Source organism: Nocardioides sp. Root682 (genome assembly GCF_001427795.1).
Taxonomy (GTDB): domain Bacteria; phylum Actinomycetota; class Actinomycetes; order Propionibacteriales; family Nocardioidaceae; genus Nocardioides.
Genome location: NZ_LMHJ01000002.1, coordinates 325,814 through 342,277 on the forward strand (window position 1 = coordinate 325,814; position 16,464 = coordinate 342,277).

Genomic DNA, 16,464 nt, shown 5'->3' on the forward strand with positions numbered 1-16,464 from the left:
GCCCTTGTGTTACGGGGGTGTTACAGGATCCGCGACCTGCCCCGCTAGCGTTGGGCCATGTTCGAGACCGCCTCGTGGGGCCGCCGCATCCTCGCCCTTCTCGTCGACTGGATGCTGTGCACGCTGGTCGTGATCGCGATCTTCGGTCTCGACGAGTACACCGAGCCGGGCTCGACCGCCTCCGCCCTCGTCCTGGTCGTGTACGTCGTCGAGTCCGCCCTGCTGACCTGGCTGGCCGGCGGCTCCATCGGCAAGCTGCTGACCGGCCTGTGCGTGGTCCCCGCCGACGGGCGCCTGCGCAAGCTCAACCCGGTCAAGGCCTTCGGGCGCCAGGTGCTGGTGGCCCTGGTGATCCCGCCGCTCGTCTTCCGCTCCGACGGTCGCGGCCTGCACGACATGTTCGCCGGTACGTCGACGATCACCTTCGCGACGCTGCGCACCCTGGCCAAGTAGGTCTCAAGGTCGCCGCGTACCGAGACGCGCGACGCTCAGTAGCCGACGAGCTTGGGCTCGGCCTCGATGGCGCGCAGGTCCTGCCCGGTGCCCTCGATGGTGACCGTGCCCGGGATCTGCTGCCAGGGTCCGCCACCCACGCGGTAGCGGCCGGTGAAGACGGTGTCGAGGCTGGGCTGGTAGGTGCCGGTCTGCAGGTAGTTGTGGGTGATCCGCAGGGCCGGGTACGGCGCCCCGGGCTCGGTCGTCGCGAGGGACTCACCGTCACCGAAGGTCCACTCGAACTCGGCAGGCGTGGCTTCGAGGGTCACGCGCTGGCCGAGCAGGGTGACCGTGCGGCTGATCGGCCTGGTGCTGGTCGTGTAGAAGTTCGTGTCGAAGTTGACCAGGGTCAGGCCGTCGGGTGGCTGGATCACGAGCTTCGCGGCGGGGAGCTTGAGCCGAGCAAACGCATTGCGTACCTCGCTGATCGTCAGCACCTCGGGCCCGGAGGCGGGCGGGCAGAAGCTGAAGGCCAGCAAGTTCCCGTCTACGGTGACGACCTGCTCGGCTCCGGCGCAGGCCTGACCACCCGCCGTGAACACGGGCTTCCCGTCGGAGGAGTGGTTTGCGCCACCGTTGCTGTTCTGCGCCTTGCCCTCCGCGTGCTCCACGATGTCGACCAACAAGCTGTCTGACGAAGCCGTGCCCGTGGCTGACTGCGACGTAGTCGGCGGCGGAGGCGGATCCTCGTCGCCTGCATTCGCTGGCGACGCGATCGCCATCGCGACGATCAGCAGCAACATGAACGCACCCTTGACCATGTCAGCCCACCTGCAGGACGTCGAGTCGCCAACGGCCGTCTGTCCACATGATCAGTGCCGTAAAGGTGTTGGTGCCCGCCTCTCGCTTCTCCGTGCCACCGTCGCCGTCTGTCAGGACTTGTTCGTCATGGAAGACGTCCAACTTGAGTTGGAAGCCGTAGGCGGACTTCGAGGTCGTCGTGACCTCTGTTGCCTTGATCGTGGTCAGGGAGTTGACGCCTCCCTCGATACGTCCGCCGACCTGATACTGATTCCTAAGGCGCTCAACCAGGTCCGTGCACGCGGCGCATGTCGATGCAGAGACGGCCCTGAGGGCGTCAACCATGCCGGTGGCTTGGGCGAAGTTGATGAGATCGAAGTAGTGCGCGATGAACGCCCGGGCACCCGCCTCGGTCGCCTTGGTGGCGGCTGGCGGGAGCGCGGGTTCGGTCGGTGTCTCGACCGGCGGGGTCGTACTCGGCACCGACGACGACTCAGACGGCTTGGCTGTCGGCGACGGGTCGGTGGGGTCACTACCCCCGTCGCAGCTGGACAGGGCGAGCACGGCCACGAGGGCGGTGGCGGCAGCGCGGAGTGGGCGCAAGGGGTCCTCCCGAGAGTGCTGCGCCCGGACCAGGGCGCGGAGCGACCGTATCCCGAGCCGGGGGAGGGTCGCCACCCGCGGGCGGGTACCTGTGGAAAGCACTGAGTCGTGTGGCTGAGGGTGACCCAGGGGTCACTCTCAGCCACACGACTCGGTCAAGAAACGGTCAGCGGCCGCGGAGGTTGCCGCGCTGGCCCTTCATCGAGTTCGGGACCGGGCCGCGGGGGATCGGGACCTTGGGGCGCTGGGCGTCCAGGGCGCGCAGGCGCTGGCGGAGCTCGGTGATCTCGGCGGGCTTGACCTGGCGGCCGAGCTTCTGGACGTGGCGGACCAGCTTCTTCAGCGGGACCTGGCCCTCGTCGTTGCCGACCATGATCTCGTGCACGGGGAAGCCACCGGCGACCCGCTCGTGCTTCTTCGCCTCGCTGATCATCAGCGCCTTGAGGCGGCCGACGTTGCCCTCACCGACCAGCACGATGCCCGGAGGGCCGACCACGCGGTGGACCATGTCCTGCTGCTTGGTGAAGCCGACGACCTCTTCGAGCACCCAGCCGCGGCGCAGCATCGACAGGGCACGGGCGGCAGCACCGACCTGGCCCTCGAGCTGGGCGAACGCCGCCTTCTGTGCGCGGCGACCGAACACGAAGGTCAGGGCCAGCAGGCCGACCAGGAACGTGGCGAGACCCGCGAGGATCCAGCTGAGGACCGAGTCGTTGTGCGGCAGGACGAACCGGAACAGCGCCAGGGCAAGGCCACCGGCGACCACGAAGGCGCCGATCATCCACCACAGGATCGGCTTGTCGACCTTGCGGGCCATCTTGTACGTCTCGACGATCTGCTTGCGGCGGCTCATCGTTGACGGGTCGAGAGGGGTGTTCGACATGGGGTGCTGCTACTCCTCAGGCAGTGGCTTCTGCGGTCGCGCTGCGCGCGGACATCGCCTGACCGTACAACCGACCGGCACGGTACGACGAACGGACCAGCGGTCCGGACAGGACTCCGGCGAATCCGATCTCCTCGGCCTCGGTCGCGAGCTCGACGAACTCCTCCGGCTTGACCCACCGCTCCACCGGGTGGTGACGCAGCGAGGGACGCAGGTACTGGGTGATCGTGATCAGCTCACAACCCGCCCCGTGCAGGTCAGCCAGCGCCTGCGAGACCTCTTCACGGGTCTCGCCCATCCCCAGGATCAGGTTCGACTTGGTGACCAGCCCGAACGCCCGAGCCTGCGTGATCACGTCCAAGGAACGCTCGTAACGGAACGCCGGACGGATCCGCTTGAAGATCCGCGGCACCGTCTCCACGTTGTGAGCGAGCACCTCGGGACGCGACTCGAACACTTCGGTGAGGAGCTCCGGGATCCCGTTGAAGTCCGGGATCAGGTTCTCCACCCCGGTGTCGGGGTTGAGCTCGTGGATGGCGCGCACGGTCTCGGCGTACAACCACGCACCGCCATCAGGCAGGTCGTCGCGGGCGACGCCGGTGATGGTGGCGTACTTGAGCTGCATCTTCTGCACCGACTCGGCCACCCGACGCGGCTCGTCGCGGTCCAGGGGCTGGGGCTTGCCCGTGTCGATCTGGCAGAAGTCGCAACGCCGGGTGCACTGGTCACCACCGATGAGGAAGGTCGCCTCGCGGTCCTCCCAGCACTCGAAGATGTTGGGACAGGCCGCTTCCTGGCACACCGTGTGCAGGCCCTCGGACTTCACCAGCTGGTGCAGCGCGGTGTACTCCGGACCCATCCGCGCGGTGGTCTTGATCCACGACGGTTTGCGTTCGATCGGCGTCTCCGCGTTACGGACTTCGAGTCGCAGGAGCTTCCGGCCATCGGGAACAGCAGTCACCCGGTCAGGGTACTCCGCAGGCCGTGGCGGGCAGGCATCACGGGACGTCGCGACGACGGAACCAGAGCAGCGACAGGAGGCTTGTGCCGACGACCGCCGTACCGAGGAAGCCGGCACCCTGCGCGAAGCTCAGCTCCTTCTCCACCGAGCACCCGCCCGGGTCGCCGCCCACCTCCTTGACGACCTCCTCGGGGCACGGGCCGTCGGCGTAGTACTTCACGCCGTCGGTGACCACGGCTGCCACGTTGTAGGCGGGGTTCCAGCGACCCTCGATGCCGAGGACGCCGAGCAGGATGCCGCCGGCCAGTGCGATGCCGAAGAGGATGCCGAGGGTGGCCACGGTGTTGCGGAACAGCATGGTCAACGCGAAGCCGAGCAGTGCTGCGACACCGGCGACCGCCGCCGCCCGCCAGCCCATCTGTAGGCAGTCGAGGAGTACGCCGTCGCCGAGCCGGTCCCGCGAGCGAGCCACCGCCCCGATCGCCAACCAGTACGACGACTGGACGACCGTCGCGAGCAGTGCCGCCGTCCCCGTGACCACGAGCGCCTTCGCGAACCACACGCGCAGTCGGCGCGGCTCGAAGAGCAGCTGGTTGCTGACCGAGCCGCTGGCCCAGTCGTGGCCGGTGAAGGTGGTGCCGAGCAGCATCATCGCCATCGAGAGGAGCAGGGTGATCGCGATGCCGGAGCCGTTGTCGCGCTCCTGCGGCACGTCGAGCTGGGGGGAGTAGAGGTACCAGTCGAGCTGGGGCTCCATGTCCGCGCGACAGCGCTTCTCGGTCTCTTCGTCGGTCAGGTCAGCGGGGTAGTTGCCCCAGTTCTCGGGATGGGCGACGCATTCGTCGACCTGCTCCTCGAACGACGGATCGTTGCGATCATGCTCCACCTGCTGTTGCGCGTCCGCCAGCTCCTGGGCCGACGGCGGCCGGGTGTCCAGCACGACGGCCACCCCGATGATGATCGGGACGACCAGACAGGCGGCAATGAGGAGGAGCGCAGCGCGGCGGTGCAGCAACCGGCTCAGCTCGACGCGGGCCAGGCGGAGGAAGGCGCTCATGCTTCTGCCCCCAGCCGCTCGGCGTCGGTCAGGGCGAGGAAGAACGTCTCCAGGTCTGGTCGTAGCGGGGTCAGCTCGGTCAGCCAGACCCCGGCCTCGCCGAGCACCTGGGTGATCCGGGCGGCGTCGTCGGTCTCGACCCGGATGGACTCGGCGTCGGCGTCGGCGGCTGCGTCCAGGCCGGCAGCGCCGAGCACCTCGAGCGCCCGCCCGGGCTCGGGTACGACGACGCGGTGCGCCGTACTGCTGCCGAGGAGGTCCTCGACCCGGCCGGATGCGAGCAGCTTGCCGTTGCCGATGATCGTCGCCGACGTACAGACCTGCTGGACCTCCGCGAGGATGTGCGAGCTCAGCAGCACGGTCACACCGGCGGCGCCCAGGCTGCGGATGGTCTCGCGGATCTCGCGGATGCCTGCCGGGTCCAGGCCGTTGGTCGGCTCGTCGAGGATCAGCAACTGGGGGTCCTTGAGCAGCGTCGCGGCGATCGCGAGGCGCTGCTTCATGCCGAGCGAGTAGCCCTTGTAGCGGTCCTTCTCGCGGCCGTCGAGCTGCACGGTCGCGATCGCCTCGTCGACACGGGAGCGCGGTGCGCCGATCGCGTCGGCCAGCAGGCGCAGGTTGAACTGGCCAGTGAAGTTGGGGGAGAACTTCGGGGACTCGACGACCGCGCCGACCCGGCCGATGACCTGCGGCAGCTTCTCGGGCACGGGCTCGCCGAAGAGCCGCATCGTGCCGCGCGTCGGGCGCGCGAGACCGAGCAGCATCCGGATGGTGGTGGTCTTGCCCGAGCCGTTGGGGCCGAGGAAGCCGTGCACCCCTCCGCCCGCGGGAACCGCCAGGTCGAGGTTCTGTACGGCGACCCGGAGCCCGCCCTTGCGGGTACGGAACTCCTTGCGCAGTCCGCTGGTCTCGATGACGAGATCGCTCACGATGGCCCCTTGGAGTCCGCTGGCCCGAGCGGCCAGTAGATACCGAGTATAGGGTCAGCGTGCGGGGTAGCTCAGGAGCGCCACGCCGCGGGTCTTCGCCGGGTCCGGGCGCGGTTCGTAGTCGGGAGTCGGCTCGTAGGGGCCCCAGGCGAGCAGCTCGCCCAGGTGGCGTCGTACGGCGTCCAGCACCTCGGTGGCGGGCACGTCTCGCCCGAGCTCGCGACTGAGCGAGGTGACGCCGGCGTCCGAGATGCCGCACGGTACGAAGCGGTCGTACCAGTCCAGGTCGACGTCGCAGTTCAGCGAGAAGCCGTGCATCGTGACGCCGCGTCGGATCCGGATGCCCAACGCGGCGATCTTGCGCTCGGGTCCACGCTCGTCCGCCTTGAGCCAGACGCCGCTCCGGCCGGGCACGCGCGCGGTCGTGACGCCGTACTCGGTGCAGACCGCGATCAGGGCCTCCTCGACACGTCGTACGTAGTCGACGACCTTGACGTGGTCGGGGAGCTTGACGATGGGATACCCGACCAGCTGACCGGGCCCGTGGAAGGTGATCTCGCCGCCGCGGTCCACGTCGATGACGGGCACGCCGCCGGGGTCCGCGGGTCGGTCGCTTGGCTGGGTACGACGGCCCGCAGTGAAGACCGGCGGGTGCTCGAGGAGCAGCACGGTGTCCGGTGCGGTGCCGGCGACGACCTGCTCGTGGACCTCGCGCTGGAGCTCCCAGGCGGCCATGTACTCGAGGGCGTCGGCACCGAGGCCGACCTCACGGAACTCCACGTGCCGAGGATACGCGGACGCCTGTGGACGACCGGATGCGCGTCGGCTCGATCTGGCGTAGGAACGGGGCATGCGGATCTCGGGATCGCGATGGCTTCTCGCCGGCACCGCCGTGGTGGCGCTGCTGGTCGCTGCGCTGGTGGCGGGAGCGGTGCTGCACGGAGGCGCGCGGGCACCACGGACGCCCTCTCCGGCCGCCGCGGTGGTCGCTCCCGAGGCGCGGACCGTCAGCGTGGCTCGCGCCGTCGGCTCGCTGGCCGTGCTCCGCGACTGGGACCGGTCACGGGCTGCGGCGTGGGCCGCGGGCGACCCGGCCGCGCTGGCCCGGCTCTACGTCGAGGGTTCCCGTGCAGGCGCCGCCGATGTCGCGATGCTCCGGGCCTGGCGCGAGCGCGGGCTGCGGGTCGAGGGGATGTCCATGCAGGTGCTGGCCGTGGAGCTGCGGTCCCGGACGGACCGGCGGCTGGTGCTCGTGGTGACCGACCGGCTGGTGGGTGCGAAGGCGGTCGGGTGGTCTCGAGACGGTTGCTGCGCAACCTCCTCGACCAGCGGGGTCCGCTTACCCGACGACCAGGCGACCACGCGGACCCTCGTCTTCCGGAAGGTCGGTGGACGGTGGGTGCTCGGGTCTGTTCAGGAATCGGTTCAGGAGAGCCCGGTGGCGAGCACGGCGGCGACGTCCGGGTCCTCGAACTGATAGCCGAGGTCGAGCAGCGCCTGCGGGCGCAGGTTGAGCGAGCCGAGCACCTCGTCGGACATGGCGCCGGCAGCGACCTTCAGGACCGGCGACGGCACCTTGAAGAACGCTGGTCGGTGGACGAGCCGGGCCAGGGTCCGGGTGAACTCCGCGTTGGTCGGCGTCGTCGGACAGCAGAGGTTCGCCGGGCCTGCGGCGGTCGGGTGCTCGACGAGGTACGCCACCGCACCCACCCAGTCGCGCAACGAGATCATCGGCGCGTGCTGCTCGCCGTTGCCCAGACGGCCCCCGAGCCCGGCCTTGAACTGCAGCCGCTGCTGCTGCAGGGGCGGGTTGTGGCGGTCCTGCACCGGCGCCGTCCGGAGCAGTACGACGCGCGCGCCGGCGGCGATCGCCGGCTGGGCCGCTCCCTCCCACTCCCGGCAGACCCGGGTGAGCAGGGCGTGGCCCCGGCTGTCGGAGGACTCGGTCAGCAACGCGGAGCCGTGGTCGCCGTACCAGCTCACGCCGGAGGCGTTGACCAGGGCGGGCGGGGTCGCGGCAGCAGCGATGGTCGTGGCCAGGACTCCCGTGGTGGCGATCCGGCTGCTGCGCACCGCCTCGGCCCAGCGCTTCGAGTGCGGGTTGCCGATCAGCGGCGCCCCGGCGAGGTTCACCACCACGTCGGCGGCGCCGATCACGGACGCGTCGACCACGCCACCCTGCGGATCCCAGGTCGACTCGCGCGGTCCGCGCGCCTCGCGACGGACCAGCCGGGTCACCTGGTGGCCGCGCGACTCGAGCTCTTCGCAGAGGTGGCTCCCGAGGAAGCCTGAGGAGCCGGCGACGACGACGGACAGTCCCGTGGGCGTGGTCATGGTCAAACCCTGCCACCCCCGTGGTCGTCGTGGCACCCTGTGGCGGCACCCACCCGAGGAGATCCATGCCCGTCGCACGTCCCTTGCTCTGCCGATCCCTGGCGGCTGTCGTCGTTGCTGTCCTCGCGCTCTCTGGCTGCAATGACGCTGAGACCCCGAAGGCCGAACCGTCGGGACCGACGACGGCAGCCACCGCTGCCACCCCGTCGGCCGTCGCGCCCGCGGTGGTGACCCTCGTGGACGCCGGCGCGTCCCCGCGACGGGTCGTTGAGCTCGACGTCGAGAAGGGGCACACGGAGTCGAGCACCCTCGAGCTGACGTCGACCACCGCGGTCGACCTGATGTCGTCGCCGGCGATCACCGTGCCGATGACCATTCCCTTCACGACCACCGTCGCCGACGTCACCGATGACGAGGTGGCCGTCGACGTCCGCTACGACAAGGCGACGGTGACGGGAGGCGGCCTGCAGAAGGACGTGCTCGACCAGGCGCGCAAGACGGTGGGGTACCTCGAGGGCGTGACCGCCCGGGTGGTCCTCAACCGGTCCGGAACGGTCGTGTCACGCGACGTCGAACTGGGCGACGCCGCCCCTGACCTCGTCGGCCGGATCCTGGAGGACGTCGTGTCGCAGGGCTTCGCCCTCGCCGTGGCATTCCCCACGGAGGAGATCGGCGTCGGGGCCCGGTGGACCGTCGCGTCCGACCTCAGCATCGGCGGTGTCAGGGCATCGGTCACCTCGACCTACGAGCTGAGCGAGCTGACCGACACCGGCTACTCCGTCACGGTCAGGGCGACGCAGGTCACCCAGCCGGGCGACACCCTTGCGGGCAAGGTCATCGACGGACGGAGTACGTCGACCGGCACCGTCCGTGGGCAGGCCGGCCTGCTGGGGCCGGTCGAGGCGCGAACCTCCACCCAGGGCTCCTCGACCGTCGAGGTCGGCGGGCAGCAGGTGAAGACCACCTTCGACATCACCTTGCGCGCGAGCACCCGCTGAGGAACGACGAAGCCCCGGATCCGCCGTGGGCGGAGCCGGGGCTTCGTGCTTGCTCTTGAGGCTCAGACCTCGAACTGGCCGGACTCCAGACGCTTCTTCAGGTCCCGCAGGAAGCGACCGGCGTCGGCTCCGTCCACGACCCGGTGGTCGTACGTCAGCGCGAGGTAGACCATGTGGCGCACCGCGATGGTCTCGCCCAGGTCGTCGTCATCGATGACGACCGCACGCTTGACCACGGCACCGGGGCCGAGGATGGCGACCTGCGGCTGGTTGATGATCGGGGTGTCCCACAGGGCGCCGAAGCTGCCCAGGTTGGTGATCGTGAATGTGCCGCCGGACAGCTCGTCCGGACCGATCTTGTTCGTACGGGTCCGCTCGGCGACGTCCGAGATCTTCTTGGCCAGGCCCGAGATCGACAGGTCACCGGCGTCCTTGACGACCGGCGTCAGCAGGCCCTTCTCGGTGTCGACGGCGAACGCGACGTTCTCGCGGTCGTAGTAGGTGATCTCGCCGGCAGCCAGGTCGATCGTGGCGTTGAGCGACGGGTGCTGCTTGAGGGTGTCGATCGCGGCCTTGGTGAAGAACGGCAGGTAGGTCAGCTTCACGCCCTCGCGGGCGAGGAAGTCGGCCTTCTTGCTCTCGCGCAGGCGCGCGATGTTGGTGACGTCGACCTCGACGACCTGCGTGAGCTGGGCCGAGACCTGCAGCGAGTCGACCATCCGCTCGGCGATGATCTTGCGCAGCCGGCTGACCTTGACGGTCTGGCCACGCAGCGGCGACGGGCTGGCCGACGCGGCGGCAGGAGCAGCGGCGGCCGGTGCGGCAGCGGGTGCCGGAGCGGCAGCCTTGAGGGAGGCCGCGGCGTCCAGGACGTCCTGCTTGCGGATCCGTCCGCCGACACCGGAACCGCTGACCTGAGCCAGGTCGACACCGTGCTGGGCGGCGAGCTTGCGGACCAGGGGAGTGACGTAGCCGGGACCGTCGTCCGAGGCGGCGGGTGCCGGAGCGGCGGGCGCAGCCGGTGCCGGGGCAGCCGGAGCCGGGGCAGCCGGAGCGGACGCGGCCGGCGCGGGCGTCGGAGCAGCAGGGGCAGCCGGAGCCGGTGCGTTGTCGACCGGAGCCGGTGCGGGCGGGGCAGCCGGAGCAGGCGCAGCCGGAGCTGCAGGCGCAGCCGGAGCTGCGGGCGCAGCCGGAGCTGCGGGCGCAGCCGGGGCAGCGGCCGGCGTACCGGAGCCGATGATGGCCAGCTCGGCACCGACCTCGACGGTCTCGTCCTCAGCGGCCTTGATCTCGAGCAGGGTGCCCGCGACGGGGGAGGGGATCTCGGTGTCGACCTTGTCGGTGGACACCTCGAGCAGCGGCTCGTCGACGTCGACGGCGTCGCCGACCTGCTTCAGCCAGCGGGTGACCGTGCCTTCGGTGACGGACTCACCCAGCGCGGGGAGCGTGACCGCCGTACCGCTGGCGGCGCCGCCCGATGCGGCGGGGGCTTCGGCCGGCTCAGCGGCAGCAGGCGCCTCGGGTGCGGACGGCTCCTCGGCGGGCGCCGGGGTGGGCGGTGCTTCCTCGACCGGAGCCGGGGCGGCAGGAGCCTCTTCGGCGGGCGCGGCCGGAGCGGCGCCCCCTTCGCCGGCGTCGCCGATCACGGCGAGAACGGCGCCAACCTCGACCGTGTCGTCCTCGGCCGCCTTGATCTCGAGCAGCGTGCCCGCGACCGGGGAAGGGATCTCGGTGTCGACCTTGTCGGTCGAGACCTCGAGCAAGGGCTCGTCGATCGCAATCTGGTCGCCGACCTGCTTGAGCCAGCGGGTAACGGTGCCTTCGGTGACGGACTCACCGAGGGCGGGAAGAGTGACTTCGGTCGCCATGGACGCCATCCTTGCACCACGAGTGAAGCATCTGGCAACGGCCCACCCATCGATCGGGCAAACTGTCCCCATGGCTCTGTTCGACCGATTCCGCAGGGGATCGAAGGTACGCATGAGTAACCCCACGGCCGAGGCGCGTACGGGTTCCACTCGCGTGCGCGCGTCGGACCGCACCGATGAGCTGCACCTGCAGACCTGGGTGACTGAACGCCGCGGCGTGGAAGGTTTCGTCGAGCCGCGCACCGCCGTGAGCGACGTGACGTTGCTCCTCGTCGCGCACGACGGGGAGTGGACCCGGCGCCGGGTGCCGTCGGTCAAGTGGGCGCACGACTTCTGCAACCGCCACCAGGTCCCGTCGTACGACGCCGCGGTGGTCGGCGTGCCGCAGCGGATGCGCGACTACAACTCGCGCGTCAGGCAGCAGCAGAAGCAGCAGCGGCCGCCGAGCTCCTGAGCAGCTCGACCAGGGTCGCGACGCCGTAGCCGGTCGCGCCCGAGGTCCAGTGGCCGTTGGGGCCGCCGCGGTTGTACGTCGGTCCGGCGATGTCGAGGTGTCCCCACGGCAGCCCGCCGTTGAACTCGCGGAGGAACGCGGCGGCGAACAGTCCGCCACCCCAGCGGATGCCGTCGTACTGCGACAGGTCGGCGATCTTGCTGCTGCGGATCCGCTCGTTCATGACGTCCGGGATCGGCATCGGCCACGCGTCCTCGCCGGCCGCCTCAGCGGCTGCGAGCACCTGCGCGACGACGGCGTCGTCGCCCATCACGCCCGCGATCTTGTCGCCGAGCGCCAGCACCATGTGCCCGGTCAGGGTGGCGATGTCGATGACCAGGTCGGGCTTCGCCTCGACGGCCCGGCCCATCGCATCGGCCAGGACCAGTCGACCCTCGGCGTCGGTGTTGGCGACCTCGACGGTCGTGCCGTCGTACATCGTCTGCACGTCCCCGGGACGCATCGAGGCGGCGCCGATCATGTTCTCGGCGAGGGCGCAGAAGCCGGAGACCTGCACCGGGAGCCCGAGGCGGGCGGCGGCGATCATGGCCTGGACGACGGCAGCGGCGCCGGCCATGTCCTCCTTCATGGTGCCCATGCTCGCGGCGGGCTTGATCCAGAGGCCGCCGGAGTCGAAGGTGATTCCCTTGCCGACGAGCGCGATGTGCAGCACCGCGCCCTTGGGTCGGTAGGTCAGCTCGACCAGGCGGGGTGGGGCTGCGGAACCGGCGCCGACGCCGAGGATGCCGCCGCAGCCGAGCTCGGCCAGCCGTGCCTCGTCGAGGACGTCGACCTTGATCTTCGCGCCACCGCTGGGGACCTGCTTGTTGCCGGCCTTCACCGCGGCACCGATCGCGTCGGAGAACATCGGCGGCGTCAGGTCGGCCGGGGGAGTGTTGACCCAGTCGCGGGTGGCGAGGACGGCATCGACCACGACCTGGGCCGGCTCGACGGCGGCGACCACCTCGGCCCGGCGGGCAGCAGGAGTCAGGACGACGATCTCGGCCGGCGTCGTCGGCGTACCCGGCTTCGACTTGTAGGCGGTGTACGCGTAGCCGCCGAGTCGGTAGCCCTCGATCACGGCGCGCACGAGCTCGGGGCTGTCGGCAGGCAGGGCCAGCGCCACGGAGGCGGCATTGGTGACCGCGCGGGCGGCGTTCCCGGCTGCGCGTCGTACCTCGGCCGGGCCGGGGTTGTTGCCCAGGCCGACCAGGACGAGCAGGGGTGAGGAGATGACCCCGCCGGTCGGGACCTTGGTCACCTCACCCGGTTTGCCCTTGGCGCCGACCGTGGCCAGCAGACCCGAGAGCTTGCGTCCGTACGCCGCCGCCACGTCCTCGGCGCCCGGTGCCAGGACGCCGTCGGGGAGGACCCCGACGACGACAGCCTCCGCACGGGTCTTGGCGGGGCTGGCGGTGCGGAGCGCAAAGGTCGTCACCGTCCGAGGGTATCGACCGCGGCATGCAATAGATTCCGACCATGGCAGACGCGACCCCACTGCAGTCCCCCCTCCACGACCGCCACGTCGCCCTCGGCGCGAAGTTCTCCGAGTTCGGCGGCTGGATGATGCCGCTGGAGTACCCGACCGGAGTGGTCAAGGAGCATGCCGCCGTGCGTGAGGGCGTCGGCATCTTCGACGTCAGCCACCTCGGCAAGCTCGTCGTGCGCGGCCCGGGTGCCGTCGAGTTCCTGAACTCGACGCTGACCAACGACCTGCACCGGATCGGCCCCGGCAAGGCGCAGTACAGCCTCGTCGTCGACGACGAGACCGGCGGGATCATCGACGACGTCTTCACCTACTACCGCGACGACGAGCACGTCCTGGTCGTCCCGAACGCCTCCAACAACGAGGAGGTACGACGCCGGCTGGTCGCCGCCGCGCCCGAGGGAGTGGAGGTCATCGACCACCACCAGGACTACGTGGTGCTCGCGATCCAGGGCACGAGGTCCGACGACGTCGTCGCTGCCGTCGGGCTCCCCGTCGGCCACGACTACCTCACCTTCGTCGAGGCGCCGTTCGAGGCCGGCGACGTCGATCCCGACCCCGATGCCCTCGTCATCGTGTGCCGCACCGGCTACACCGGCGAGCGCGGCTACGAGCTGATCGCCCCGTCCTCCGTGGCCCCGGCGCTCTGGGACGGGTTGATGGCGGCAGGCGCCTCGCTGGGCCTCACCCCGTGCGGCCTCGGCGCGCGCGACACCCTGCGCACGGAGATGGGCTACCCGCTCCACGGCCAGGACATCTCGTCGTCGATCACCCCCAACGAGGCGCGCCTCGGGTGGGCCGTCGGCTGGAAGAAGGAAGCGTTCTGGGGCCGGGACAAGCTGCTCGCGGAGCGCGAGGCAGGTCCACGTCGCAAGCTCGTCGGCATCGTGTCGACCGGTCGCGCCATCCCGCGGCCGCACATGAGCGTGCGGTTGTTGCGCGACGTGCCGCTCGGCGAGGTCACCTCCGGCACCTTCTCGCCGACCCTGAAGAAGGGCATCGGCCTCGCGCTGGTCGCCAGCGTCGTCAACGACGAGGCCGAGGTGATGGTCGACGTGCGCGGCCGCAACGAGGTCTTCCAGATCACCAAGCCCCCGTTCGTCACTCCCTCGGTGCGTGAGTCATGAGTCTTCCCGAGCAGCCCTCGACCTTCCGTCCGCCCGCCGCGCCCGACCAGCCGTGGCACTGGCGGCTCGAGGACGCCTCCGGCGCCGAGGTGACCCTCGAGGGCGAGGCCGCCGAGGAGTACGGCGACAAGACGTTCCCGAGCCAGGGCGACGCCGAGTCCTGGGTCGGCGAGATCTGGGCGGAGCTCGCGGAGCACGGCGTCGCACAGGTGACCCTGTTCGAGGTCGACCGCGAGGTGTACGGCCCGATGTCGCTCAGCGCGTGACGCCGCACGTGTGGCACGCACCTCGCTGCATTGCGCCGTGACTCGCGCGTTCCGTCAGGTCGACGTCTTCAGTGCCGAGCCGCTGCTCGGCAACCCGGTGGCGGTGGTGCACGACGCCGACGGGTTGACCGACGAGCAGATGCAGGCCTTCGCCCGCTGGACGAATCTCAGCGAGACGACCTTCCTGCTGGAGCCGACGGTCCCGGACGCGGACTACCGATTGCGCATCTTCACCGCGAGCAGCGAGTACCCCTTCGCAGGACATCCGACCCTCGGCAGTGCCCACGCGTGGCTCGAGGCCGGGGGAGTCCCCGCCGGTGACGGCGTGGTGCAGGAGTGCGGCGTCGGGCTGGTGCAGCTGCGTCGCATCGATGGTCGTCTGGCGTTCGCGGCACCGGACCTCCTGCGCTCCGGTCCTGTCGATCCTGCGCTGGTGGTGGAGATCGCCGCCGCGCTCGGGATCGGGCGCGACGAGATCCTCGACGTCGCGTGGGCCGACAACGGACCGGGCTGGGTCGGCGTACGGCTCGCAACCGCGGATGCGGTGCTGGGGTTGAGACCTGACCTCGGCGCGATGCCCGCCGACGTCGGTGTCGTCGGTCCCTACCCTGAGGGCTCCGAGTGCGCCGTCGAGGTGCGCGCGTTCTGCCCTCACCCGTCGGGTGCGACCGAGGACCCGGTGACCGGTTCGCTCAACGCCTCCCTTGTACAGTGGCTCGGAGGCGGCGTGCTCCCGGCGTCGTACACGGCCAGCCAGGGGACGGTGCTGGGCCGACGCGGACGGGTCCACATCGTCACCGATGACGCCGGTGCGATCTGGGTCGGCGGCGACACCCTGACCACGATCCACGGAACTGTCCGCCTTTAGTGGGCGGCCCGACTAACCTGACGTCGTGCGCGCCTACCTCGACCTCGTCCAGCGAATTCTCGACGAAGGTGTGGAGAAGGGCGACCGCACCGGCACCGGCACATTGAGTGTCTTCGGGCACCAGATGCGGTTCGACCTGGCCGAGGGATTCCCGATGGTCACCACGAAGAAGATCCACACCCGTTCGGTGTTCGGCGAGCTGTTGTGGTTCCTCCGCGGCGACACCAACGTGAAGTGGCTGCAGGACCGCGGCATCTCGATCTGGGACGAGTGGGCTGACGACAACGGCGACCTCGGTCCGGTCTACGGCCACCAGTGGCGGTCGTGGCCGACCCCCGATGGCGGGCACGTCGACCAGATCAAGCAGATCGTCGAGCAGGTCCGCCGCGACCCCGACAGCCGGCGGCACATCGTGTCGGCCTGGAACGTCGCTGACATCCCGCAGATGGCGCTGGCGCCCTGCCACACGCTCTTCCAGTTCTACGTCGCTCCCGCGGACGACGGCGGCCCGGCGCGGCTCAGCTGCCAGCTGTACCAGCGTTCGGCCGACGTGTTCCTCGGTGTCCCCTTCAACATCGCGTCGTACGCCCTGCTCACCCACATGGTCGCCCACGTGACGGGCCTGCGGGTGGGGGACTTCGTGCACACGCTCGGCGACGCGCACCTCTACTCCAACCATCTCGACCAGGCCCGCCTCCAGCTCACCCGTGAGCCCCGAGCGCTGCCGACGTTGTGGCTCGACCCCGCGGTGACCGAGCTCGACGCGTTCGACCTCGAACACATCCGCGTCGACGGGTACGACCCGCACCCCGGCATCAAGGCGCCGATCGCGGTATGAGCACTCCCGGAGGCAGGCGCGTCACCATGGTGGCGGCCGTGGCCGAGAACGGCGTGATCGGTTCGGACGCCAACATCCCCTGGCACATCCCGGCCGACTTCGCGCACTTCAAGGCGACCACGACGGGCCACGTCCTGATCGTCGGGCGCACCACCCACGAGGGCATCGGCAAGCCGCTGCCCGGCCGCCAGACGATCGTGCTCACCCGCGACCCGCACTGGTCGGCTGAGGGCGTCCGGGTCGCCCACGACATCCCCAGCGCATTGGAGCTCGCCGACCAGCTGCTCGCTGACAGCCCGCGCGGACAGGTGATGATCGGTGGCGGCGCCGCGGTCTACACCGCCGCCCTGCCGTACGCCGACGAGCAGATCCTGTCCGAGATCCCGCTCTCACCCGAGGGCGACACCCACTACCCGAAGTTCAGCCGCAACCGGTGGCGGGAAGGTCGTCGCGACCAGCGCGAGGGCTTCACCGTCGTGTGGTGGGAGCGCGTCTTCGCCTGCGGCTGAACGTCCTG

At 70.3% G+C, this 16,464-nt stretch carries 19 protein-coding genes; 9 read left to right on the top strand and 10 right to left on the bottom strand.

Annotation, left to right across the window (positions count from 1 at the left end; genetic code table 11):
• The first annotated feature begins 57 nt into the window (after nucleotides 1–57).
• On the top strand, nucleotides 58–453 hold the full coding sequence (locus ASD84_RS13830; RefSeq protein WP_056711481.1) for an RDD family protein: 396 nt from the start codon (nucleotides 58–60) through the stop codon (nucleotides 451–453).
• 35 nt (nucleotides 454–488) lie between these two features.
• Here the strand turns inward: ASD84_RS13830 and ASD84_RS13835 are convergent, their stop codons facing one another.
• The 7 genes from ASD84_RS13835 to lipB all read right to left on the bottom strand — a co-directional run bounded on the left by ASD84_RS13835 (nucleotide 489) and on the right by lipB (nucleotide 6,449).
• Nucleotides 489–1,238 (bottom strand): PKD domain-containing protein, encoded by a 750-nt coding sequence (locus ASD84_RS13835; RefSeq protein WP_156391941.1) that lies wholly within the window; start codon nucleotides 1,236–1,238, stop codon nucleotides 489–491.
• Nucleotides 1,239–1,257: 19 nt separating this feature from the next.
• Entirely contained in the window at nucleotides 1,258–1,806 is a 549-nt protein-coding gene (locus ASD84_RS13840; protein ID WP_156391943.1) for a DUF6318 family protein, read from the bottom strand.
• Nucleotides 1,807–2,005: 199 nt separating this feature from the next.
• Nucleotides 2,006–2,722: a DUF4191 domain-containing protein gene (locus tag ASD84_RS13845; RefSeq protein WP_056711486.1), complete on the bottom strand. Its 717-nt coding sequence runs from the start codon at nucleotides 2,720–2,722 to the stop codon at nucleotides 2,006–2,008.
• 16 nt (nucleotides 2,723–2,738) lie between these two features.
• On the bottom strand, nucleotides 2,739–3,683 hold the full coding sequence (gene lipA / locus ASD84_RS13850) for a lipoyl synthase (protein WP_056711488.1): 945 nt from the start codon (nucleotides 3,681–3,683) through the stop codon (nucleotides 2,739–2,741).
• 37 nt (nucleotides 3,684–3,720) lie between these two features.
• Entirely contained in the window at nucleotides 3,721–4,740 is a 1,020-nt protein-coding gene (locus ASD84_RS13855; protein ID WP_056711490.1) for an ABC transporter permease, read from the bottom strand.
• Entirely contained in the window at nucleotides 4,737–5,669 is a 933-nt protein-coding gene (locus ASD84_RS13860) for an ABC transporter ATP-binding protein (protein WP_056711491.1), read from the bottom strand. Before ASD84_RS13860 ends, ASD84_RS13855 begins: the two co-directional genes overlap by 4 nt.
• Nucleotides 5,670–5,723: 54 nt before the next feature.
• Nucleotides 5,724–6,449, bottom strand: coding sequence for a lipoyl(octanoyl) transferase LipB (gene lipB, locus ASD84_RS13865; protein ID WP_268788478.1), 726 nt, complete (start codon nucleotides 6,447–6,449; stop codon nucleotides 5,724–5,726).
• Between the two features lie 70 nt (nucleotides 6,450–6,519).
• Between lipB and ASD84_RS13870 the strand changes: the two genes are divergently transcribed.
• A complete protein-coding gene (locus ASD84_RS13870) occupies nucleotides 6,520–7,146 on the top strand; it encodes a hypothetical protein (protein ID WP_056711493.1) in 627 nt (208 codons plus the stop codon).
• On the opposite strand, the gene ASD84_RS13875 is transcribed toward ASD84_RS13870, so the two are convergent.
• Nucleotides 7,095–8,003 (bottom strand): TIGR01777 family oxidoreductase, encoded by a 909-nt coding sequence (locus ASD84_RS13875; RefSeq protein ID WP_056711495.1) that lies wholly within the window; start codon nucleotides 8,001–8,003, stop codon nucleotides 7,095–7,097. The genes ASD84_RS13870 and ASD84_RS13875 overlap by 52 nt on opposite strands.
• A 65-nt stretch (nucleotides 8,004–8,068) precedes the next feature.
• Here ASD84_RS13875 and ASD84_RS13880 point away from each other — a divergent pair, with 65 nt between their 5' ends.
• Entirely contained in the window at nucleotides 8,069–9,001 is a 933-nt protein-coding gene (locus ASD84_RS13880; protein WP_056711497.1) for a DUF6263 family protein, read from the top strand.
• 62 nt (nucleotides 9,002–9,063) lie between these two features.
• On the opposite strand, the gene sucB is transcribed toward ASD84_RS13880, so the two are convergent.
• The gene (sucB, locus tag ASD84_RS13885) at nucleotides 9,064–10,869 is read right to left on the bottom strand and encodes a 2-oxoglutarate dehydrogenase, E2 component, dihydrolipoamide succinyltransferase (protein WP_056711499.1); all 1,806 of its coding nucleotides are present in this window, start codon (nucleotides 10,867–10,869) and stop codon (nucleotides 9,064–9,066) included.
• A gap of 112 nt (nucleotides 10,870–10,981) precedes the next feature.
• On the opposite strand from sucB, the gene ASD84_RS13890 reads away from it, so the two are divergent.
• Nucleotides 10,982–11,323 carry a hypothetical protein gene (locus ASD84_RS13890; RefSeq protein WP_056712225.1) on the top strand — a complete coding sequence of 114 codons (342 nt, stop codon included), beginning with the start codon at nucleotides 10,982–10,984 and terminating at the stop codon, nucleotides 11,321–11,323.
• Here ASD84_RS13890 and ASD84_RS13895 read toward each other — a convergent pair.
• A complete protein-coding gene (locus tag ASD84_RS13895; protein WP_056711501.1) occupies nucleotides 11,283–12,800 on the bottom strand; it encodes a leucyl aminopeptidase in 1,518 nt (505 codons plus the stop codon). The two genes, ASD84_RS13890 and ASD84_RS13895, sit on opposite strands and share 41 nt — an antisense overlap.
• A 41-nt stretch (nucleotides 12,801–12,841) precedes the next feature.
• Between ASD84_RS13895 and gcvT the strand changes: the two genes are divergently transcribed.
• Genes gcvT through ASD84_RS13920 form a run of 5 tightly spaced genes read left to right on the top strand, consistent with a single transcriptional unit; the run spans nucleotide 12,842 to nucleotide 16,456 of the window.
• Complete coding sequence (gcvT, locus tag ASD84_RS13900) at nucleotides 12,842–13,975, top strand: glycine cleavage system aminomethyltransferase GcvT (protein ID WP_056711503.1); 1,134 nt, start codon at nucleotides 12,842–12,844, stop codon at nucleotides 13,973–13,975.
• On the top strand, nucleotides 13,972–14,241 hold the full coding sequence (locus ASD84_RS13905; protein WP_056711505.1) for a hypothetical protein: 270 nt from the start codon (nucleotides 13,972–13,974) through the stop codon (nucleotides 14,239–14,241). Before gcvT ends, ASD84_RS13905 begins: the two co-directional genes overlap by 4 nt.
• A 37-nt stretch (nucleotides 14,242–14,278) precedes the next feature.
• Entirely contained in the window at nucleotides 14,279–15,109 is an 831-nt protein-coding gene (locus ASD84_RS13910) for a PhzF family phenazine biosynthesis protein (protein ID WP_056711507.1), read from the top strand.
• 25 nt (nucleotides 15,110–15,134) lie between these two features.
• A complete protein-coding gene (locus tag ASD84_RS13915; RefSeq protein ID WP_056711508.1) occupies nucleotides 15,135–15,947 on the top strand; it encodes a thymidylate synthase in 813 nt (270 codons plus the stop codon).
• Entirely contained in the window at nucleotides 15,944–16,456 is a 513-nt protein-coding gene (locus ASD84_RS13920) for a dihydrofolate reductase (RefSeq protein ID WP_056711510.1), read from the top strand. Before ASD84_RS13915 ends, ASD84_RS13920 begins: the two co-directional genes overlap by 4 nt.
• The last annotated feature ends 8 nt before the right edge of the window (nucleotides 16,457–16,464 follow it).

Excerpts from the sequence above, each read along its gene's own strand:
- ASD84_RS13830 (WP_056711481.1), top strand. The coding sequence starts at position 58 with ATGTTCGAGACCGCCTCGTGGGGCCGCCGCATCCTCGCCCTTCTCGTC.
- ASD84_RS13835 (WP_156391941.1), bottom strand. The coding sequence starts at position 1,238 with ATGTTGCTGCTGATCGTCGCGATGGCGATCGCGTCGCCAGCGAATGCA.
- ASD84_RS13845 (WP_056711486.1), bottom strand. The coding sequence starts at position 2,722 with ATGTCGAACACCCCTCTCGACCCGTCAACGATGAGCCGCCGCAAGCAG.
- ASD84_RS13855 (WP_056711490.1), bottom strand. The coding sequence starts at position 4,740 with ATGAGCGCCTTCCTCCGCCTGGCCCGCGTCGAGCTGAGCCGGTTGCTG.
- ASD84_RS13870 (WP_056711493.1), top strand. The coding sequence starts at position 6,520 with ATGCGGATCTCGGGATCGCGATGGCTTCTCGCCGGCACCGCCGTGGTG.
- ASD84_RS13875 (WP_056711495.1), bottom strand. The coding sequence starts at position 8,003 with ATGACCACGCCCACGGGACTGTCCGTCGTCGTCGCCGGCTCCTCAGGC.
- ASD84_RS13880 (WP_056711497.1), top strand. The coding sequence starts at position 8,069 with ATGCCCGTCGCACGTCCCTTGCTCTGCCGATCCCTGGCGGCTGTCGTC.
- sucB (WP_056711499.1), bottom strand. The coding sequence starts at position 10,869 with ATGGCGACCGAAGTCACTCTTCCCGCCCTCGGTGAGTCCGTCACCGAA.
- ASD84_RS13890 (WP_056712225.1), top strand. The coding sequence starts at position 10,982 with ATGAGTAACCCCACGGCCGAGGCGCGTACGGGTTCCACTCGCGTGCGC.
- gcvT (WP_056711503.1), top strand. The coding sequence starts at position 12,842 with ATGGCAGACGCGACCCCACTGCAGTCCCCCCTCCACGACCGCCACGTC.
- ASD84_RS13905 (WP_056711505.1), top strand. The coding sequence starts at position 13,972 with ATGAGTCTTCCCGAGCAGCCCTCGACCTTCCGTCCGCCCGCCGCGCCC.
- ASD84_RS13920 (WP_056711510.1), top strand. The coding sequence starts at position 15,944 with ATGAGCACTCCCGGAGGCAGGCGCGTCACCATGGTGGCGGCCGTGGCC.